The organism is Photobacterium obscurum, from assembly GCF_026191635.1.
Classification (GTDB): domain Bacteria; phylum Pseudomonadota; class Gammaproteobacteria; order Enterobacterales; family Vibrionaceae; genus Photobacterium; species Photobacterium obscurum.
In genome coordinates this window covers 62,861-83,021 of the sequence record NZ_JAKRRW010000019.1, presented here as the reverse complement: position 1 = coordinate 83,021, position 20,161 = coordinate 62,861, and the positions used below count along the sequence as shown (strand labels likewise).

Annotated in this window: 17 protein-coding genes; 13 read left to right on the top strand and 4 right to left on the bottom strand. The window is 48.4% G+C overall.

Annotation, left to right across the window (positions count from 1 at the left end):
* The first annotated feature begins 12 nt into the window (after nt 1-12).
* From MD588_RS19730 to MD588_RS19700, 7 genes are all read left to right on the top strand, one after another.
* The gene (locus tag MD588_RS19730; protein ID WP_265699413.1) at nt 13-717 is read left to right on the top strand and encodes a GntR family transcriptional regulator; all 705 of its coding nucleotides are present in this window, start codon (nt 13-15) and stop codon (nt 715-717) included.
* A complete protein-coding gene (gene prpB, locus MD588_RS19725; RefSeq protein ID WP_265699379.1) occupies nt 714-1,589 on the top strand; it encodes a methylisocitrate lyase in 876 nt (291 codons plus the stop codon). Before MD588_RS19730 ends, prpB begins: the two co-directional genes overlap by 4 nt.
* A gap of 291 nt (nt 1,590-1,880) precedes the next feature.
* Nucleotides 1,881-3,026, top strand: a complete 1,146-nt coding sequence (gene prpC, locus MD588_RS19720) for a bifunctional 2-methylcitrate synthase/citrate synthase (RefSeq protein ID WP_265699378.1) — start codon at nt 1,881-1,883, stop codon at nt 3,024-3,026.
* A gap of 116 nt (nt 3,027-3,142) precedes the next feature.
* Nucleotides 3,143-5,728, top strand: coding sequence for a Fe/S-dependent 2-methylisocitrate dehydratase AcnD (gene acnD / locus MD588_RS19715; protein WP_265699377.1), 2,586 nt, complete (start codon nt 3,143-3,145; stop codon nt 5,726-5,728).
* A gap of 9 nt (nt 5,729-5,737) precedes the next feature.
* On the top strand, nt 5,738-6,952 hold the full coding sequence (gene prpF / locus MD588_RS19710) for a 2-methylaconitate cis-trans isomerase PrpF (protein WP_265699376.1): 1,215 nt from the start codon (nt 5,738-5,740) through the stop codon (nt 6,950-6,952).
* A gap of 58 nt (nt 6,953-7,010) precedes the next feature.
* Nucleotides 7,011-8,885, top strand: a complete 1,875-nt coding sequence (locus MD588_RS19705) for a propionyl-CoA synthetase (RefSeq protein WP_265699375.1) — start codon at nt 7,011-7,013, stop codon at nt 8,883-8,885.
* 318 nt (nt 8,886-9,203) lie between these two features.
* Nucleotides 9,204-9,410 (top strand): hypothetical protein, encoded by a 207-nt coding sequence (locus tag MD588_RS19700; protein WP_265699373.1) that lies wholly within the window; start codon nt 9,204-9,206, stop codon nt 9,408-9,410.
* A 441-nt stretch (nt 9,411-9,851) separates the two neighbouring features.
* On the opposite strand, the gene MD588_RS19695 is transcribed toward MD588_RS19700, so the two are convergent.
* A complete protein-coding gene (locus MD588_RS19695) occupies nt 9,852-10,628 on the bottom strand; it encodes a bestrophin-like domain (protein ID WP_265699372.1) in 777 nt (258 codons plus the stop codon).
* 399 nt (nt 10,629-11,027) lie between these two features.
* Here MD588_RS19695 and MD588_RS19690 point away from each other — a divergent pair, with 399 nt between their 5' ends.
* Together MD588_RS19690 and MD588_RS19685 are read left to right on the top strand one after the other, a co-directional pair.
* Nucleotides 11,028-11,459 carry a universal stress protein gene (locus MD588_RS19690; protein WP_265699371.1) on the top strand — a complete coding sequence of 144 codons (432 nt, stop codon included), beginning with the start codon at nt 11,028-11,030 and terminating at the stop codon, nt 11,457-11,459.
* An 84-nt stretch (nt 11,460-11,543) separates the two neighbouring features.
* Complete coding sequence (locus tag MD588_RS19685; RefSeq protein WP_265699370.1) at nt 11,544-12,119, top strand: porin family protein; 576 nt, start codon at nt 11,544-11,546, stop codon at nt 12,117-12,119.
* Between the two features lie 80 nt (nt 12,120-12,199).
* Here MD588_RS19685 and MD588_RS19680 read toward each other — a convergent pair whose 3' ends face one another.
* The 3 genes from MD588_RS19680 to MD588_RS19670 all read right to left on the bottom strand — a co-directional run bounded on the left by MD588_RS19680 (nt 12,200) and on the right by MD588_RS19670 (nt 15,714).
* Nucleotides 12,200-12,727, bottom strand: a complete 528-nt coding sequence (locus MD588_RS19680; RefSeq protein ID WP_265699369.1) for a GNAT family N-acetyltransferase — start codon at nt 12,725-12,727, stop codon at nt 12,200-12,202.
* A 10-nt stretch (nt 12,728-12,737) separates the two neighbouring features.
* Nucleotides 12,738-14,417: an amidohydrolase gene (locus MD588_RS19675; RefSeq protein ID WP_265699368.1), complete on the bottom strand. Its 1,680-nt coding sequence runs from the start codon at nt 14,415-14,417 to the stop codon at nt 12,738-12,740.
* A 244-nt stretch (nt 14,418-14,661) separates the two neighbouring features.
* A complete protein-coding gene (locus MD588_RS19670) occupies nt 14,662-15,714 on the bottom strand; it encodes a linear amide C-N hydrolase (protein ID WP_265699367.1) in 1,053 nt (350 codons plus the stop codon).
* Nucleotides 15,715-15,857: 143 nt separating this feature from the next.
* On the opposite strand from MD588_RS19670, the gene MD588_RS19665 reads away from it, so the two are divergent.
* From MD588_RS19665 to MD588_RS19650, 4 genes are all read left to right on the top strand, one after another.
* Entirely contained in the window at nt 15,858-16,160 is a 303-nt protein-coding gene (locus tag MD588_RS19665) for a helix-turn-helix domain-containing protein (protein WP_265699366.1), read from the top strand.
* Nucleotides 16,144-16,770: a LysR family transcriptional regulator substrate-binding protein gene (locus tag MD588_RS19660; protein ID WP_265699365.1), complete on the top strand. Its 627-nt coding sequence runs from the start codon at nt 16,144-16,146 to the stop codon at nt 16,768-16,770. The genes MD588_RS19665 and MD588_RS19660 overlap by 17 nt, the downstream gene beginning before the upstream one ends.
* A 490-nt stretch (nt 16,771-17,260) precedes the next feature.
* Complete coding sequence (locus MD588_RS19655; RefSeq protein ID WP_265699363.1) at nt 17,261-19,345, top strand: glycoside hydrolase family 3 protein; 2,085 nt, start codon at nt 17,261-17,263, stop codon at nt 19,343-19,345.
* A 426-nt stretch (nt 19,346-19,771) separates the two neighbouring features.
* The gene (locus MD588_RS19650) at nt 19,772-20,152 is read left to right on the top strand and encodes a hypothetical protein (protein WP_265699362.1); all 381 of its coding nucleotides are present in this window, start codon (nt 19,772-19,774) and stop codon (nt 20,150-20,152) included.
* Nucleotides 20,153-20,161 lie beyond the last annotated feature (9 nt).

The following is a 20,161-nucleotide window of genomic DNA, read 5'->3' as shown; positions in this document are numbered from 1 at the left end:
GTTAGCCAGGATATGGCTTCCAAGGATTCGACCGCTAAGGATTTAGGTGCAAAGGAGCTCACCAAGTCAGAGAACCTGACAGAACAGTTGATTGATTTAATCGTGAATGGTGACTATCCGGCAGGCAGCAAGATCTCAGAGCCCGAGTTAGCCCGCCGTTTTGGCGTAAGCCGAGGTCCGCTGCGTGAAGCGATGATGCGGGTAGAGTCTCTGGGACTGATGGAACGCGTCCCCCATGTGGGAGCGCGAGTGGTCGCCTTGACTCAGGAAAAATTGATTGAAATTTACTCGGTACGAGAAGCCCTGGAAGGCATGGCTGCTCGTCTGGCGTGTATTCATATTACAGACAAAGAAATTAATGCTCTGCAGCAGTTGCTGGAAACCCATCAGCAGCATATCGAACAGGTTGATGGTGCCTCCTATTTCCATCAGCAGGGTGATTTTGATTTTCACTACCGGATTATCAAAGCCAGTCGAAATAGCAAATTAATCAGCTTGTTGTGTGATGAACTCTATCACTTGCTCCGAATGTATCGCTATCAGTCTCAGCGTTCGCATTCGCGTCCACAACAGGCTTTGAGTGAACACTTCCATTTGCTTGCCGCGCTGCGGGAAAGAGATGGAGAGCTGGCGGAAATGCTGATGCGACGTCATATCATGCGAAGCCGTCTGCTGATTGAACAACAACTGAAAGATGATAAGGAGATAGCCTCATGAGTCCAGGGAAAAGCTTCCGGCATGCTGTTGCTGCCAACCATCCGTTGCAGATTGTCGGCACCGTTAACCCTTACTGCGCCATGATGGCAGAGCAGGTCGGACATCAGGCCATATATCTGTCAGGTGGCGGGATTGCCAATGCCTCATATGGTCTGCCGGATCTGGGGATCACAACCTTAAACGATGTGCTGGAAGATGTGCGCCGAATTACCGCTGCAACGACTTTGCCGCTGTTGGTCGATATCGATACCGGCTTTGGTGGAGCATTCAATATTGCCCGTACCATTAAGGAGATGGAGCGAGCAGGAGCGGCGGCGGTACACATGGAAGATCAGGTAGCGCAAAAACGCTGCGGTCACCGCCCGAACAAGGCCATTGTGAGCCAGGAGGAAATGGTTGATCGTATCAAGGCTGCGGTCGATGCGCGGGTGGATGAAGACTTTGTCATTATGGCACGTACCGATGCACTGGCGGTGGAAGGTATGGATGCGGCGATAGAGCGGGCGATAGCCTGTGTCGAGGCTGGCGCAGATATGATTTTCCCCGAGGCTATTAACACCCTTGAGCAGTACCAGCAGTTTGCTGATGCCGTGAAGGTGCCGATCCTGGCCAATATTACCGAGTTCGGCCAAACGCCGCTGTTCAGTGGCGAAGAGCTGGCAGAATGCGGTGTCGATATGGTGCTGTACCCGTTGTCCGCGTTCCGGGCGATGAACCAGGCGGCGCTGAATGTCTATCAGCATATAAGAAAAGACGGCCATCAGCGCAATGTGGTGGATCAGATGCAAACCCGTGAACAGCTTTACCATTATCTGGGTTACCACGACTATGAACAGAAGCTGGATAGGCTATTCAGCGAAAATAAAAGTTGAATAAAGACTAATAATAAGTTGGCTGGAAAATGAAAATAATAACATTACCCTTTGATATTATTGATTAAATATAGCCTGAAGAATGCAATGTAAATAATAAGAATAGGCAGGGAAGCCACCTCGCTAAAATAAGCGGAAACCCAAGAAAAAGCTAAACCAATAATATTACTTACTAAAACGGATTAATTAGTACCGATTTTGTCGCTGCCATTTCGATGGCTGTGAGGGATTTTGTCACCTGCAGCCAGCGAAATGACAAAGGAATAACGTGAACAAAATAAGGAGTCTGCTATGACTGCGATAGCCGTAGCTGATAAGAAGTTGAGTGGAGCAGGACTGCGTGGCCAGAGTGCTGGTACCACGGCATTATGTACCGTAGGCAAGACAGGCACAGGGTTGACTTACCGTGGCTACGATATCACCGATTTGGCCAATCATGCCGAGTTTGAAGAAGTGGCTTATTTGCTACTCAAGGGTAAGTTACCGACTCAGGCAGAACTGGATAGTTACAAGCAGGTATTGAAGAAAGCCCGCGGTTTGCCATCTGCATTGTGTCAGGTGCTGGAAGCGATCCCTGCTGACGCTCACCCGATGGATGTGATGCGTACCGGTTGTTCAATGCTGGGTAATCTCGATCAGGAGCTTGAGTTTGCTGAGCAGGATAAGAAAACCGATACCTTGCTAGCCATGCTACCGGCCATTATCTGTTACTGGTATCGCTACAGTCATGACGGTGTCCGTATCGATACCGCTAATAGCAGTCAGGACAGCATTGGTGGCTACTTCCTCGAAATGCTGACTGGCAAAGCGCCGTCAGAACTTCACAAGCAGGTCATGCATTGCTCGCTGGTTCTGTACGCCGAGCATGAGTTTAATGCTTCGACGTTTACCGCTCGTGTCTGTGCGTCAACATTGTCTGATCTTCACTCCTGTATTACGGCTGCCATCGGTAGTTTACGCGGTCCATTGCATGGTGGTGCCAATGAGGCGGCAATGGCAATGATCGAGCAGTGGCAGACAGCGGATGAGGCAGAGGCCGGTATTATGGAGATGCTGGCCAACAAAGACAAAATTATGGGCTTTGGCCATGCGATTTACCGTGAATCTGACCCCCGTAATGCTTTAATTAAAGCATGGTCGGAAAAACTCTCTGCCGATGTTGGCGACACCCATTTGTATGCGGTCTCAGAGCGAGTCGAGCAGGTGATGAAGCGGGAGAAAGGGCTGTTTTGTAATGCTGACTTTTTCCATGCCTCGGCTTATCACTTCATGGGGGTACCGACCAAGCTGTTTACCCCCATTTTTGTCATGAGCCGGGTCACTGGTTGGGCTGCCCATGTATATGAGCAACGTGCCAATAACCGGATTATCCGTCCGAGTGCCGACTACGAAGGACCGGAGCATCAGGATTGGCTGCCAATTGAAGAGCGCAGTTAACTCTCAAATACAGACTTTGAGTGAAGGCGTATCCCTTCAAACTCCCTCCCCTGACGAAACAGGGGAGGCCCCATCGCCAGATAGGTCTGCGAGCAGTAAATTCACGGATGTAAGCTATGAATATGAATACAAAGTACCGTAAGCCTCTTGCAGGCAGCGGACTGGATTTTTTTGATACCCGAGAAGCCGTCAACGAGATAGCCCCCGGCGCCTACGAGACGCTTCCCTATACCTCGCGCGTGTTGGCCGAACAGCTGGTCAGACGCTGTGATCCCGACTCACTGACAGACTGCCTGAAGCAGATCATCGACCGCAAGCGCGACCTTGATTTTCCTTGGTATCCGGCGCGAGTCGTGTGTCACGACATTCTGGGCCAAACGGCCTTGGTAGACTTGGCAGGTCTGCGTGATGCCATTGCCGATCAAGGAGGCAATCCGGCAAAAGTCAATCCGGTGGTGGAAACCCAGTTAATTGTCGATCATTCACTGGCGGTTGAGCATGCCGGTTTTGATCCCGAGGCATTTGATAAAAACCGAGCGATAGAAGAGCGCCGCAACGAGGATCGTTTCCACTTTATTGAATGGTGTAAAACTGCCTTTGAAAACGTCAGTGTGATCCCTGCGGGTAACGGCATTATGCACCAGATTAATCTGGAGAAGATGTCGCCCGTGGTTCAGGCCAAGAACGGTATTGCTTACCCTGATACGTGTGTCGGCACTGACAGTCATACACCGCACGTCGATGCGCTAGGTGTGATAGCGATTGGGGTGGGTGGTCTGGAAGCGGAGACGGTCATGCTGGGTCGCCCTTCCATGATGCGTCTGCCGGATATTGTCGGTGTCAACCTGACCGGTAAACGCCAGCCGGGCATCACGGCTACCGATATTGTGCTTGCTATCACCGAGTTCCTTCGTAACGAGCGTGTGGTTTCATCCTATCTGGAATTCTTTGGCGAAGGGGCCAAAGATCTTACCATCGGTGACCGTGCCACCATCTCCAATATGACACCGGAATATGGCGCCACGGCAGGGATGTTCTATATCGATGAGCAGACCATTAATTACCTCAAACTAACAGGCCGTGAAGAACAGCAAGTTGAGCTGGTGGAACTGTACGCCAAGCAAACCGGCTTGTGGGCTGACGCTCTGGAGAGCGCGGTTTACGAGCGAGTGCTGGAATTCGATTTGTCGACAGTGTCTCGCAACATGGCGGGACCGTCGAATCCTCACCGTCGACTACCAACTTCAGAGCTCGCATCACGAGGAATTTCCGGTGAGTGGGAAGAGAAAGAGGGCGAACTGCCAGATGGCGCAGTCATCATCGCGGCCATTACCTCTTGTACCAACACCAGTAACCCGCGCAATGTGGTGGCAGCCGGTTTGTTAGCCAAGAAAGCCAATGAACTGGGCCTGGTGCGTAAGCCCTGGGTGAAATCATCGTTTGCACCGGGGTCGAAAGTGGCCAAATTGTATCTCGAAGAAGCCGGACTGCTGCCGGAGCTGGAAAAGCTTGGTTTCGGGATTGTCGCCTACGCCTGTACTACCTGTAACGGCATGAGCGGTGCACTGGACCCAAAAATCCAGCAAGAGATCGTTGACCGTGACTTATATACAACCGCGGTATTGTCCGGTAACCGTAACTTTGACGGCCGTATCCACCCTTATGCCAAGCAGGCGTTTTTGGCCTCGCCGCCTCTGGTCGTTGCCTATGCGCTAGCGGGGTCCATCCGCTTTGATATCGAGCGTGATGCACTGGGCACGGATAGTCAGGGCAAACTTATTTACCTCAATGATTTGTGGCCTACTGATGAAGAGATAGATGCGGTTGTCGGCAAGTACGTTAAGCCGGAGCAGTTCAATCAGGTCTACATTAAGATGTTCAAGCTAAATGACGATGTGCATAACAGTAACCCGCTTTACGATTGGCGTCCGATGAGTACCTATATTCGCCGTCCGCCTTATTGGGAGGGGGCGTTGGCGGGTGAACGAACGCTGTCGGGTATGCGCCCGCTGGCGGTACTTGGCGACAATATTACGACCGACCATCTGTCGCCATCCAATGCGATTTTGGCTTCCAGTGCCGCAGGGGAATATCTGACCAAGATGAGGGTGCCGGAAGAGGACTTCAACTCCTATGCAACACACCGTGGTGATCACCTAACGGCGCAGCGCGCTACATTTGCTAACCCGAAACTGTTCAACGAAATGGTCAAAGAGAATGGCGATGTCGTACAGGGCTCGTTGGCGCGCATTGAGCCGGAAGGCAAAGTCACTCGCATGTGGGAGGCGATTGAAACCTATATGAATCGTAAACAGCCTCTGATTGTGGTGGCTGGCGCGGATTATGGTCAGGGCTCGTCCCGTGACTGGGCGGCGAAAGGGGTTCGTTTGGCGGGTGTAGAAGCCATCGTTGCCGAAGGATTTGAGCGTATTCACCGCACGAATTTGGTGGGTATGGGTGTGCTACCGTTGCAGTTTAAACAAGGTGTTAATCGCAACACCCTGGAGCTGGACGGTACCGAGCTATACGACGTTCTCGGTGCTATCCAGCCCGGCGCAGATTTGGCCTTGGTCATCACTCGTGCCAACGGTGAAAAAGTCGACGTACCGGTGACATGTCGTCTTGATACCGCAGACGAAGTGGCAGTCTATGAGGCGGGTGGTGTACTCCAGCGCTTTGCCCAAGACTTCTTGGCTCAATAGGGAGATGGTATGACAAGTTCAACTTCCCAGTTGCAATCACAGTCACAACCCCTGTCGCAAATTAAGGTGCCCGCCACCTATATGCGTGGTGGCACTAGCAAGGGGGTGTTCTTTAATTTGGCCGATTTGCCCCCTGAAGCCCTGGTGGCTGGCGAAGCGAGAGACAAACTGTTGTTGCGTGTTATTGGCAGTCCGGATCCTTATGCCAAGCAAATTGATGGCATGGGGGGCGCTACCTCGAGTACCAGCAAAACCGTTATCGTCTCCAAAAGCAGCAAGGCCAACCATGATGTTGATTATTTGTTTGGTCAGGTATCGATTGATAAGCCTTTTGTTGACTGGAGCGGTAACTGCGGGAATCTATCCGCGGCGGTGGGGCCATTTGCAATTCATGCCGGTTTGATCCCCAAGGCGCGTATTCCCGAAAACGGTATCGTCACAGTTCGTGTCTGGCAGGTCAATATCGGGAAAACTATCGTGATACATGTGCCTGTTGTGAATGGGTTTGTGCAAGAAACCGGTGAGTTTGAGCTAGACGGAGTGACGTTCCCTGCAGCCGAAATTCAGGTGGACTTTATGAACCCGGCTGATGGCGATGGCTCGATGTTTCCGACCGGCAATCTGGTTGATGACCTTGAAGTGCCGGATATCGGCATTTTCAATGCCACCCTGATCAATGCCGGTATCCCGACTATTTTTGTCGATGCCGAGGCGATTGGTTATACCGGTACCGAGCTGCAGGATGACATTAACAATGATGAAAAAGCGTTGGCGATGTTCGAGCGTATTCGTGCCTACGGCGCGTTGAAAATGGGGTTGATAACCCGCTTGGAAGAAGCCGAGACACGTCAGCATACCCCGAAAATAGCCTTTGTATCCAAACCGAAAACCTACCAGTCTTCAAGTGGCAAAACGGTTGCCGATAGCGAGATTGGTATTTTGGTTCGGGCACTGTCGATGGGTAAGCTGCATCACGCCATGATGGGGACGGCGGCCGTTGCGATTGCATCTGCCGCCTGTGTTCCCGGAACGTTGGTTAATTTGGCGGCTGGTGGCGGTGAGAAAGAATCGGTAACGTTTGGGCACCCGTCCGGGACGCTAAAAGTAGGCGCACAGGCTAAGCAGGGTGAACAAGGCTGGGTAGTCGAGAAGGCCATTATGAGCCGCAGCGCTCGGATTTTGATGGAGGGCTTTGTACGTGTTCCCTCCGCTGTCTTTGTGTAAAAGCCTTAACGTTAGAGTCTTTGAATAAGCAATGTCAGGACATACTGGAGGAAGCAATATGTCTGCATATCAAAAAGAATATCAGTTGGCACAAAGCGCGCCGGAAGAATTTTGGAAACAGCAAGCCAGCAAAATTGCCTGGTTCAAGTTTCCTCAAACCATTCTCAGCCAGGATGAGCAGGGTATCGATCGATGGTTTGCCGACGGTGAACTCAATACCGCCTATTTAGCGTTGGATTATCATGTCGAGCAGGGAAGGGGGGATCAAACTGCGCTGATCTATGACTCCCCTGTGACCGGTCAGAAAGCCCGTTATACCTACCGTGTTCTGCGTGATCAGGTAGCCAAAACTGCGGGCATGCTGGCAAGTTTAGGTGTGAGTAAAGGGGATCGGGTGGTGATTTATATGCCGATGATCCCGGAAGCCGCGATGGCGATGTTGGCCTGTGCCCGTCTTGGTGCGATTCACTCGGTGGTGTTTGGCGGTTTTGCCCCGAACGAGCTGGCGGTACGCATTGAAGATGCCGAGCCGAAGGTGATCATGACGGCCAGCTGCGGGGTTGAAATCAACAAGGTGCTCCCCTACAAGCCGCTGGTTGATCAGGCCATTATGGACAGCCGCTGGAAGCCCGATCATGTGGTGGTGTATCAGCGTAAGCAATGTCCGGCCGATCTAAATCAAGAGCGTGATAAAGATTGGTCTGCATTATTGCGTACGGCCACAGCGCATGACTGTGTGCCGGTGAAGTCGACGGATCCGCTCTATATTCTTTATACCTCGGGTACCACGGGCAAACCCAAGGGCGTGGTACGCGATAACGGTGGTCATGCCGTTGCGATGAATTACAGCATGGGGACTATCTATGATGTTGAGCCGGGAGACGTGTACTGGGCGGCATCGGATGTCGGCTGGGTGGTCGGCCATTCCTATATTGTCTATGCGCCGCTAATCCACGGCTGTACCACCATCATGTATGAAGGCAAGCCGGTCCGTACACCGGATCCGGGGGCTTTCTGGCGAGTTTGTCAGGAGTACGGAGTCAAAGCACTGTTTTCAGCACCGACAGCTTTTAGGGCGATCAAAAAAGAAGATCCTGACGGTGAACACCTTAAGCCATACCCGATGCCATCATTGAAGACGATTTTTATGGCTGGCGAGCGTCTGGATCCGCCGACACTGGAATGGGTTGAGAGCAAGACAGGACGGCCGGTGGTCGATCACTGGTGGCAGACCGAAACCGGATGGGCTATTGCCGGTAACCCGATAGGGTTGGAGAACTTTGTCGTCAAGCCGGGCTCGGCAACCAAGCCTATTCCAGGTTATCTGGTTGAGGTGCTTAACGAGGTTGGTGAGCCACAGAAAGTCAGCGAGCAGGGGTACATCGCGATTAAGCGTCCGTTACCACCGGGTTGTCTGCCAACTGTCTGGCGTAACCATGATCGGTTTGAATCAGGCTATCTCAGCCAGTTCCCAGGCTATTATGTGTCAGGTGACGGCGGCTATATCGACGAAGATGGCTACCTGTTCGTGATGGGCCGTATTGATGATGTGATCAATGTTGCCGGTCACCGCCTGTCGACGGGTGAAATGGAAGAGGTTGTCGGTGGTCATGAGGCCGTGGCCGAGTGTGCGGTGATCGGTATCCACGATGATCTCAAGGGGCAGCTGCCACTGGGGCTAGTGGTACTCAAAGACGGTTATGTGTCGGAGAATGGCTTGATTGAAGGCGAACTGCTGCAAAAAGTACGACAGGAGATCGGTGCCGTCGCCTGCTTCAAGCGAGCATTGATTGTTGATCGTCTGCCGAAAACACGATCCGGTAAGATCTTACGCCGGGTGATCCGCCAGATTGCCGATGGGGAGCAATATGTTGTCCCTTCGACAATCGATGATCCATCCAGCTTGAAAGAAATCGAGCGGGTACTGGAATAAGTATTTTTAAAGTAAAAAGACTCCCTGTGTAAACAGCTTTTGCATCGCAAGATGCAACGGCTGTTTTTTATGGGGAAAGAAAATGTTCGAACTAACTCGCCATTTAGTCATATTAATTGCTTGGCTGGCAGCTGCAAACATAGGGTGGAAGCGCGTTGCCCTGATTTGATAGCCAGTGACTCCATCGATAGAAAAGCCTTCTGAGTGATTTGGCTCTAAACTTGCAATATACCCGAGATAAACAAAGAAAAAGAAGTGGTTATTGCAAAATGCATATTTTTTTGATTAAGGGTGAAAGAATGCAAGGGGGGACATGGGATGTCGATGAACGTATCTGTATTGTGTTTGGCATTGGCAGCAGTCGCATTTGACTATTTAGCCAATAGGGATGGCCTGAATAGCGAATCCCAATCGCAATATTTTAGCCGCAGTGATTCCGAGCAGCCGAAAGGCGAGGATAAGCCGGTCAAGATCGAATTGCCCCCTCGCGGTGTTGTATTGGGTGCCGTATATGTCGGCCAATAAGTCGGCTCGGTATATTGTGTGAAATTAGAAAAAAAGCCGCACTAGGCGGCTTTGTTGTACTCTTTTAAAAAAGATTTTTTTGTTTTACTCAGTGCGTGCTGAGATTGTTTTTTTAATTTTTGCCTAACCAGCTTGTTGTCGCTACTCATGGTAATGACTCATGCACTCCTTGCATGCTTAACCGACGTTGTAATTAGTAACTGCATATAATGAACATTATTTGCAAGATTAAGTCTGTAATTGTGATTTTCATCCCAAAATGCTGACTTAAAAGAGAATATATCGCATATAACTAGTAATGAATAGCGTGCAATTGAGTGATTTGAGGAATACACCTGCAAGTGTGAGCATAATCACATTTTGTTTGGGGTGGGTAATCTATTTAATGGCAGGTTGTTGAAAGTAATAGCTTAACTTGTTACGCCTTAGCGCGATCAATTTTTAATTGATGCTGTCACGTAAATCAACCAGCGCTTGCTGACTGACCTCGATAATACTTCTTGCTGGACGATCTAGCTCAACAATTAACGTTAGCACCAAGGAAAATGCCAATGCAAAGGGTAAAGCTGCTACTAAGGTTCTGTTTTGTCCCTGTGAGCCTACCTGAATACCGTTTAATGCAATGGTAAGGAAAGTAAGCAAACCGAGTGTAAACCAGATGCTTAATGGGATACGCCCCCTGAGTCCTTTGTCTACTCTTTCAGTATGGATATCAAACACTTCGTTTAGTGATTCGATATAGAGTCGGATCTGTTCCGGCGCTCCGGCGTGATGGGCGGCGGCAGCCAGTTTCCAGAGTTCACGTTGGATGGTCTCGCTTCTCAGGATGACCTGATTAACTTTGGCTTTGCGTTCACTTTTTTCTTCGACGACCCGTATTGTTATGTACTCTTTTAATAGTGTTTGACTCTGACTGCGATATGGTTCATCGAGAAGCTCAGTGCGATAAAGGGCGGTGCCGACAGCATTTGCTTCATTTAGCACCAGTTGTTTTCTATCACCGTTTTTTGCCGCGGCCATACTGAAGGTGATAGCCAGAATGAAGGCCAGGAGGCTGGCGAGTCCGGTAGCCATCGGGCTGATGGTTTTGTTGATCTTGTTGGGTAAAAATAACTGAGCCAGCCTGTAGCCAAACTCGAACATTAGTAGAATGGCACCAAAGATAAGCACAAGGATGACAAAGATAGATAAAGAGTCGATGAAAGATTCTTGATACATAGAACACCCTTTGCACCTTTATACCCAAGTAACCTCGCCCTTCGGGAGTGTTTAAGCCAGTTCGCCTCTGTATCGAATGCGCTTAAAAGGACATGTCACTCTTTCGAATCTATCCTTGAATTGAACTGGCTGGCGTCACTCTGAATCCTGCATCTTAAAGTAACTTGGGTATATTTTTGTATGTGGCGACTTGACGCTTTTGGTTAGTCAAAAGTATAGCGGCTCTTCGGTTTATCCGCTGAGCTCCCCTCAGCTTGCGAGTGAAAGCCTCAGTAGAACTACTCTGATTAGTCATTATCTTCTATGGTTTCATTAATATCTTTTTGAGATATGTGTCGTTGGCATGGTACCAATCAACAGTTGGCGACGTGGTCTAAGGCTATTTCTTGGGAGAGAGCTATGAAATATAAACATGTCATGCTGGCGGTAAATTTTGATGGCAATGCTGAGTATTTGGTAATGAAAGCCGCAGAGCAGGCTCGGATTAATCATGCTCTTTTTAGTGTTATTCATATTGACCCGGATTTTACCCAGCAATATGAAGGTGTCCGCGAATTTAGGACTGAAAGTGATGGAGAACAAGAACATTATGAATCCGTCGATGCAATGAAACGCCTGCTGAAAGGGACGAATTATCCAGTCTATAAGCATATTTTTTATGCCGGTTATATTGAGGATCAAGTGGCAAAGGCAATTGCTGAGTTTGATATCGATCTGCTGATCATCGGCCACCATCAATCTAATATTTTCCATCAGTTAACACTGTCACCAAGTGAGCCGTTGATCCGCAAAATGCCATGTGATATCCAGTTAGTAAGGCTAGAGCGTTAGCTGTTTTTTGCTTTATTTGCACTTTTTTGCCTACCTCAGGCTATTCTTTTTATGGATGGAAGTCAGATAAAGGGAAGGCAATTAATGAAAAAGCAATTCGTGGCTCTGTGTTTTATCGTAGTGACATTTACTAGCAAAGCTGTTGCCGGGTTTGGATTACTAAATTATGACGATGTGCCAAGGCATATGTATGCGGGCCTGAGTTATGCGTCGGTAGATGCCGATGCTGAAGTCAGTAATGTTGGTTCAACATCTTTTGATAGTAATTTGCTTGGTCTAACAATTGGTTATCAATTTGATGCGAACTTTGCTGTTGAAGCCAGAGCTTATGGCAACGTCAATGATGATGATATTAATGGTGTTACCGCTGAGGTGAAAGAACACTATAGCTTGATGGGGAGGGCTATCCTGCCTATCGACCGATATTTAAAACCCTATGCATTATTAGGTTATGGGTATTCTCAAGGCAGGTTTGCTAGCGATACTGACCGTGACAGTGACATCGTCTACGGTGCCGGGCTGGCAATCGGTAATGGCGAGAGAGTAGAAGTTGAACTTGAGTGGATAAAATTGTTCGATGATAACTTTAACCTGTCTGGTGCAGAGTTTTCCGGGGATACTTTTAACTTTAACATTGTTTATCATTTCCCTCGGTTTTAGCGATTAAAACATTCTATTTTGGCACAGCCCCTCAGGCATTGTTTTGGGGGGCTGTGAAGCTGTCGGATAGTGTGCTGGCATTATTCCTTTACAAGGTGTTCAATTGAATTCCAGCGGTAGATGAGCTCATTAACACGGTTGCCATCAGGGGCTTGCCATGTTTGGGCTTTCGCCTTTAGTGCCCCTAGTTTCTGATAAAATATTTGGGCGGTTATATTGTCAGCCAATACCTCAAGATACATCCCATTAGAGGGGAGATGAGCGTAAGAAACTGCCGCTGCAGCAAATAACAGCCGTTTCCCCAGCCCTTGCCCCTGGTGATTGCCACTGATGTGAAGGTTCTCGACTAACGTGCCCCATTTCGGATGGTGTTCTAAATAAATACAGATAAAACCCAAGAGATTTTTTCCCTCATAGGCGACCAGGATCACCTGCCGGGGGGCAGGATTAGCAAAGCGGTGTTGCCAGAGTTTGTTTTGATCATGGTGAATTGCATCATCGAGGTAACTGTCTGAGAGTATCCCCCGGTATGTTTGTTGCCAGCTTTGGATATGCAAAGCTGCAATTTTTTCCATATCGGCAATAGTTGCGACGCTAAGTTCTATCATAAGATCCCTCTCACTCCTGATTGTCGAACACCACTTTTCCCCTAAGTATCGTCATTAATATCTTGCTTTGGGCTATATTGTCTGGGCTGAGCTGAGTTATATCACGGTCGATAACCACCAGATCAGCAGACTTGCCTTCCTCGATTGAGCCCGTGATATCTTCAAGTCCCAAACTGATTGCGGCATTGATTGTATAGGCATCAATCGCAGAATCGATATCCGGCATGCCAGTCTCTCCCATCAGCAGGCTGTTGGCGATGCCGACCAGTGGATTGATGTCATGAACATTCCAGTCGCTACTCAGGCTGACATTTGCTCCTGCATTATACAGACGGCGGATTTGCATCAATGAGCGGGCACGTTTTGCGCCGAGGAAAGGTTCTGCCCAGCGATGATCATGCTCGGCAATATAGTCCGAGCCAACCTGAAAATCAGCGCTGACCTGCAATGGTTCGAACCGCTTGATATCGTTGCTGTTGACCAGCTCGACATGGGTCAGGGTGTAGTCCCGATCGGCACCTTGCTGTCGGGCAAACTCAATGGCGTTTAGCGACTCTCGAATCGCCCCGTCGCCGATGGCATGGATATGGGCTCCGTACCCGATTTTATCCAATGCTGTTAACCAGCTTTTCATCTGCGAAGGTGGGATATAGTTAATGCCGTACGGCTCATCCTCTATATAGGTAAAAAGATACGGGGCCAGTGTTTTGGCTGTCCCGTTGATCAGGATACCGTCACTGTACATTTTGACCTGATCGACGATAAGCAAAGATTCAGGATCGCTGGTTTGAATACGCTCTAGAAACTTGAGCTGTGAAGCCTGACTGTCCTGAGGGTAAATCCATGGGCGGAGTGATACCCGAGCCGTTAGATCGCCGTTGGCTTGTGCCTCTTTCCATACCTCATACCATCCTCGCTTCCAGTAAAGCCGACCGTCGCCGATAGTGGTGATCCCATGAGCTGCGGCCTCTTCAAGTCCAATCATCAACCCGCTGTAACTCTGGTTAAACGGATTGTCCATACTGTTCCACGCCAGCTCCATCACAATATCGCCGGCATTATCCAGCAAGATCCCGTTTAGCTCGCCGGTATCGGGCTCTTTGAGAATTTTGCCGCCCTGCGGCTCCGGTGAAGTGCTGCTAATTCCGGCCAGCTTCAGGGCCCGCGAGTTGACCCACATAGAGTGCGAGGTCTGCTCCATGATAATGACGGGTTGGTCTGGGAATATGCGGTCCAATACTGTCAGTGGGGTCTCCCTGTTGTATTCACTCAGGGTAAGATCAAGCGAGAAGCCGTATCCCATGAGCCATTCGCCTTTTTTAGCGTGTTTGCGGCACTGCTTGAGGTAGGGGATTTGCTTGTTGAGGGTGGCATCGGTATTGAGTTCGCAGCTCCCGCCGGCTTCCGAGGCTGCTTCGAAAACATGGTTATGATTGTCGATGAAGCCCGGTAGCAGCATCGCTCCCTCAAGGTCGATAACCTCAGTATGCGGCTGGCGCAAACGCTCGGCCATTTGGTTGCTGCCAACATAGAGAATTTTCCCATCGGCAATCGCTATGGCCTCGGCAGGATTGTCGGTATAGACCTTGGCGTTTTTGAAAATGGTATCGGCTAGTTCGGTGGCAGCAGCATGTGGTGCTGCTAATAGCGCAAGGCCTAGCAAGGCAAATTGTCGATTTCTTCTTATCATGATACTAGATAACGATGATTATAAGAGCACTAATAATACCAATCTGGATAAGTAGATGATCTATTTTTTCATGAGGAAAAATAGCTAAATACAAGGCGGGAATTGCAGTAACTAGTGGTTCTAATTACAAAATTGCCAACACTGTAGTTGGTAATTTTAACCATGAAAAATGATTAGATATTTAGATTGGTATAAAGAGCCTAGGCGGGAAGCGCAGGCTCTTTGAGTGTCTAGCGAATGATAATTACATTTTATACTGAGCCATTACTCCGTCGTGTTGGATAAAGCGTTGGCTTACTTCTCCGACATTGTCTTGGCTATCCGCTTTTAGGGTATAGTTTTTGCCGTCATTGAGCTTATTGAAGTCGACGGAGTATTGGGTATAAACGTCTCCGAACTGGTAACGAACGTTCATGATCTTCTGGTCGAGGTTATAAGCCAGTGAATACTGGGTGGCATAGCCTGTCATGACTCCGTTCGTTTCGCGGTTCGCGGCATCTAAAGGAACGTGGTAGGTGGAGCTGTTAATTTTCGCTAGGCCATTTTGATAGCTACTTGGCTCTTTGAGTTGCGCGAGCATATATTTGTTCCAGATAAATCGCTGATCGGAGGCCACGTTGCCCGGCAGCTCGAAAGAACCGTTGATAACGTCCTGGCTTTTAGGCTTTTGCTCTTCCCAGCTTTTCAGGTGCTGGCTGTATTCTGGGCTATTGGTTAGCACGTCATACTGCTTGCCGTGATAGATCTCCCATTGACCGTCGATAAACTCCATAATGGCAGAGTCTCCGCTGGCATCCTGAATTGCGTAGTGCCCTTTGAGTAACTCGTCATTGTGGCCAAATTGCTGAACCTGAACCTTTTTCAGCCCCGCCACGGCTTCTTTGACTGTTGCGAAGTTATCTAGGATATAAGGTACTATCCGTGAGTTTTCTAGCTGGGGCCTATCAGCTTTATATTCGCCCGGGGTTTCTTCTCCGAAGTAGAGTGCGTTGGCGGCCAGGCCTTTTTCATTGAACCCATCGACACCGGCTTTGCCATAGAAAGTTGCCATAATAGAGGCATATTTCGAGGTCCACTGCTTGCTGTCATCGCCCGACTCGGCTCCTCGGTAAGATTGCCCCTTGGCGCGAACATCGATGGTTGGATGGGTTTCGACCATCCAGTCCATCGTACGAGAAACAAATACCCCGTGGTTCTCGGTTTCCCAGATCAACCGAGAGCAAGCTTCAGCGGCAGTTGCAGTCAATGTCATACCAAGAGCAACGGCAGTTGCGAGAACAATTTTATTTTTTTTCATGAGCAGCCTCTTCATCGAACTATAGGGAGTTATTGGGTACTTTTCTCGATTGCTATACGTAAGTCACGCTTCCTATATTAGGGACTTCATCACACATGTAATCTCAGTTATGTTGGTAAAAACCCAACAAAAGGAACCCTAGGATGCTCCGTTTTTCGTTTGATCAGCTGCAGGCGTTTGTTGCTGTGGCCGAGCAGGGATCATTTAGCAAGGCGGCACGTGTATTGAAGAAAGATCGCTCGACCATACACCAGCAGGTAGGCAACCTAGAGATTGATTTGGGGCTGGAGCTGTTTGACCGCAGCGGAAAGTTCCCGGTTATGACGGACGTCGCCCAGCCCATTTTTCGCCATGCTATGTTGGTGATCCGGCAGGCTGAACAGCTACAGAGCGTCAGCGAAAGCCTCTTTAACCAGCAAGAACCGGGAGTTGACTATTTATCATGATGTCACCCTGCCCGTAGCCGTGATTTGCAACATTGACGCAAAGTTGAGGGAGCAGTTTCCTGATACGCAGATCCATTGGTTGCACCGAGGCAAAGAGGAAGGGATAGAGGCGTTACTTGCCGGTAAGGTTGATCTGACGGTAGTGATGAACTCAGCCAGGACCATGGTACCACCGAGAGGGATAGCCTTTATTAACTTGGGCTTCATGGCCTTTCACTTTTACACATCATATAACTCACCTTTACAGAGCCTGCCTATTGTTACTCTTAGTGATTTGCAGAGCCAGCAGCAGTACATGCTGGAGAATTATGCCAATGCCGGACTGGGAGAAACCCTGAGAATGTCAGCCCGTAACAGTATGATCAGCAACATGGATGTGTTGCTGGGGCTGTTGCAGGACTCGGGCTGGGCGCTGTTACCGCTTCATGTTGCCGAATCTCCGGAATTTCGAGCCAAGCTAAAACGGCTGGAAGTCGACTTTCTTAACCACGTTGGTCGTTGGGGCTATGCTTTGCTGCACTGCCAGCAGGGGCAAACGGGACCGGTAAAAGCTGCTGCGATAGAGGCGTTCAAAGGCCAGTTTCGGGCATTGCTGGCCGCTGAGTCGTAGGGTGTGTCCCTCAATTATTTGCACTATCGTTATTGGTCAAAATTCGTGGTAGCAATCGAAATGGCGATGAACATAGTGGTTCTATCTTCAAGCCATTTAGGGCAGCTAGCGCGGATTTTGGCCATAACCCTTCGGGCTGCGCTATTTTCTGTGCATAACTGCCTTAAAAATCAATTGTTTGGCCCACCAAATTACGTGATTTTCAAGTTGTTCTGCTTGAAAATTGCAGCAGCGATGGGCGCAACATAATTAAGGGACACACCCTATGGTTAATTGGTCGGGCAATATCATCGGGGACAGTCGCTGTCTGTGATTAATACGGCATTAACATGAATAATATTATTTACATCCTTTGTTTTGTGACCAATTTAATCAAGATATAATAATTGGTTGATCTCGATCTGCTATTTCGACTGTTTTGGTTAACCAATTATTTTCTTGTCGATACTGTATATGCAGTTTCTGCCAGACAAGAAAGATAAGGATAACAATGAACAGCAAACTCTTTACCCTAACGCCTTTAGCAGTGGCACTTGTACTCGCAGGTTGTAATTCCTCTTCTAAGTCCAATGATGGCAAAGATGAATTATTGCAACCAGCCATTGAGTCGCGTGTACACGCGGTTATCGAAGTCGATGGTTACCAGTTTCGTGATGCGAATGGTAATGGCAAGCTTGAGCCTTACGAGGACTGGAGACTTAGCGCTGAAGAACGGAGCGCGGATCTTGTTAAGCGAATGAGCCTTGAAGAAAAAACCGGCATGATGATGATTGATACCTTAAACGCAGACAGTTATGGCAAATTGCCTGATGCGGCGAAGGAATATGTTAATAATGAAAAAATGACCCGGTTTATTTTCCGAAATCCGGTAATGGCCGAGCCTGATCGCGATGTGGTGGGTGGCCGCTCTGGAGCAGAAATTACCCCGGAAGAAGCGGCAATCTTCATGAACTCAATGCAAGAACTGGCCGAGAAAACGCCTCATGGTATCCCTGTTCTGTTCAAGTCTAATGCGCGTAATCATATCGATCCTGCGGCCCGAGCCGGAATTAACGTTTCTTCCGGCGCATTTTCTGCCTGGCCCAAAGAAGCCGGTTTGGCTGCAACCCGTGATATGGACTTGATCGCCGAGTTTTCTGAGGTGATGAATGACGAATGGTCATCGATTGGCCTGCGAAGCATGTACGGTTATATGATGGATCTTGCGACGGAACCTCGTTGGTATCGTGTACACGAGACCTTTACCGAAGATGCTGAACTGGCAGCAGATATTATGGCTTCATTAATTACCGGGCTGCAGGGCAAGTCTCTGAATGAAGACAGTATTGCATTAACGATCAAGCACTTCCCTGGCGGTGGCCCTCAGGAGGACGGTGGTGACCCGCATTATGACTTTGGTAAAAATCAGAATTATGAAGGTGATAATTTCGACTATCACTTAATTCCATTTATTGCGGCAATTGATGCCGGTGCGGCGTCAATCATGCCGTACTATGGTATCCCAGTCGATCAGGATGTTAAGCCGAATGATGTCGGTATGTCCTTCTCTAAAGGCATCGTTACAGAATTATTAAGGAAAGACCTGAAGTTCCAGGGCTATGTCAACACCGATACCGGTATCATCGGTGATCGTGCATGGGGACTTGAAGATCTCACCGAGCAAGAGCAGATAGCGGTTGCAGTTGAAGCAGGCTCTGACGTGCTGTCGGGTTATCATACGAACAAGACTATTTTGGATGTACTTGAGTCGGATGATTTAACCGAAGATCGTGTTGATATTTCTGTACAGAGGCTGCTAAAAGAGCAGTTCCAGTTGGGCTTGTTTGAAAATGCCTACGTTGATCCTCAGCAAGCAACGGTGACTTTAGGGAAAAAGGAATATCAGGATCTCGCTTTTGAAGCCCAGCGGAAGTCGGTTGTCCTGCTTGATAACAAAGGCGTGGGTGTCAATAAAACCCTACCGTTAGTTTCTTCTCCTGATGATAAGGTTAAAGTTTATACCATGGGTGTTGATACAACTATCGCGGAAAATGCCGGCTTTGACGTTGTGTCTGGAGATTACGAAGATCGTGAGGTAAGGCCTGAGATACCAGCCGATACGGACTATGCAATGATCCGTGTTTTTGTGACCAATGATGGTTCAGACCCAGAACTTATCTTTGGCGGGGCAAATCCTGACGAGTTAAGTACTCTTGATTTTACAGGGATGGAAGCGGCAACGTCCTGGTCAATATCACCGAGTCTCAATGACATTCAGAGCGTGATGAATGAAATTGGTGCCGAGAAGACAATCCTGGCGATTAATTTCCGTCAGCCTTTCGTCTTAGATGAAGAAAGTGGAATGAAAAATGCCGGGGCAACATTAGCAACCTTTGGTGTCTCTGATGCGGCATTGATGGATGTTATTGCCGGAGAATTTAATCCGCAGGGTAAGCTACCATTTGCACTTGCAAATAATGCTGGGGCGATCCAACGACAATTCTCTGATACTCCAGGATACCAAGAGGGTGATACGCTATATCCATTTGGCTGGGGCTTGAGCTACGGAAATACAGCCCAGGAAGACGAGCAGTAAAGTTACTGAAAGTTGCTTGACGTTAAACTGCATAAGGGGATATCAAATGATATCCCCTTATTTTATGGTTGGATAAATGTTTTGATCATGGTCCTATTTTTGCTTTTACTCAGACGGTCAAACGACAATTTTGTTATATAATTAGCTTAATTCGAAAGGTGATGAACCATATATTACTCAACCACATTTATTCTCAATGTGTCTTGCCGTAAAGATGAAGGGCCTTACTTGATAATAGGTGCTTAAGTTCACTTTTAATAAATATATGTTGTATGTCTGTCGTTGGTGAATCATTGTTATCATCACCTGGTAATAAAATTGTTGTTTATAATAATTAGTAGCCTCATTGGCTGCTATTAACAAACCAGCCTCAGCCAAAAAGGTTGTTATTCGGAACGAAATCTAACTAGTCAATTAGGTCGCATAATGAATCAATATGTCAACGTACTACAGTGGGATGATAATGCCATTCCCCATCGTCTTTGGGTAGAGAAGCATGAAGCTGGTGGTTCTCGACTTTGTATGAAAATAATTAAGGATGTTGAACCAGAGATATTATACTTAGACTTACCTGTTAGCCCGCAGCAAGTCATGGGGGCATGGCAGGGAAGGGCTGTATCAGTTTCTGATTCATTTAATGATGGTCATTTGTTTTCTCAGGTAAGAAGTCTATTTAACTTGCCTCACGGCTGTGTTATCTGGACGGTAAACCATATTAAAATGCATAATGGTTTGAAAATGTCTGCAGATAAATTAGCTTTTGTCCCAGAGATGAAACAGCGCGATGGTTATTTGGTTTTGCTATAATAATACCCA

Excerpts from the sequence above, each read along its gene's own strand:
- MD588_RS19650 (WP_265699362.1), top strand. The coding sequence starts at position 19,772 with ATGAATCAATATGTCAACGTACTACAGTGGGATGATAATGCCATTCCC.
- MD588_RS19730 (WP_265699413.1), top strand. The coding sequence starts at position 13 with ATGGCTTCCAAGGATTCGACCGCTAAGGATTTAGGTGCAAAGGAGCTC.
- prpB (WP_265699379.1), top strand. The coding sequence starts at position 714 with ATGAGTCCAGGGAAAAGCTTCCGGCATGCTGTTGCTGCCAACCATCCG.
- MD588_RS19675 (WP_265699368.1), bottom strand. The coding sequence starts at position 14,417 with ATGATAAGAAGAAATCGACAATTTGCCTTGCTAGGCCTTGCGCTATTA.
- acnD (WP_265699377.1), top strand. The coding sequence starts at position 3,143 with ATGAATATGAATACAAAGTACCGTAAGCCTCTTGCAGGCAGCGGACTG.
- MD588_RS19695 (WP_265699372.1), bottom strand. The coding sequence starts at position 10,628 with ATGTATCAAGAATCTTTCATCGACTCTTTATCTATCTTTGTCATCCTT.
- prpF (WP_265699376.1), top strand. The coding sequence starts at position 5,738 with ATGACAAGTTCAACTTCCCAGTTGCAATCACAGTCACAACCCCTGTCG.
- MD588_RS19700 (WP_265699373.1), top strand. The coding sequence starts at position 9,204 with ATGTCGATGAACGTATCTGTATTGTGTTTGGCATTGGCAGCAGTCGCA.
- MD588_RS19680 (WP_265699369.1), bottom strand. The coding sequence starts at position 12,727 with ATGATAGAACTTAGCGTCGCAACTATTGCCGATATGGAAAAAATTGCA.
- MD588_RS19705 (WP_265699375.1), top strand. The coding sequence starts at position 7,011 with ATGTCTGCATATCAAAAAGAATATCAGTTGGCACAAAGCGCGCCGGAA.
- MD588_RS19665 (WP_265699366.1), top strand. The coding sequence starts at position 15,858 with ATGCTCCGTTTTTCGTTTGATCAGCTGCAGGCGTTTGTTGCTGTGGCC.
- prpC (WP_265699378.1), top strand. The coding sequence starts at position 1,881 with ATGACTGCGATAGCCGTAGCTGATAAGAAGTTGAGTGGAGCAGGACTG.
- MD588_RS19690 (WP_265699371.1), top strand. The coding sequence starts at position 11,028 with ATGAAATATAAACATGTCATGCTGGCGGTAAATTTTGATGGCAATGCT.
- MD588_RS19670 (WP_265699367.1), bottom strand. The coding sequence starts at position 15,714 with ATGAAAAAAAATAAAATTGTTCTCGCAACTGCCGTTGCTCTTGGTATG.
- MD588_RS19655 (WP_265699363.1), top strand. The coding sequence starts at position 17,261 with ATGAACAGCAAACTCTTTACCCTAACGCCTTTAGCAGTGGCACTTGTA.
- MD588_RS19685 (WP_265699370.1), top strand. The coding sequence starts at position 11,544 with ATGAAAAAGCAATTCGTGGCTCTGTGTTTTATCGTAGTGACATTTACT.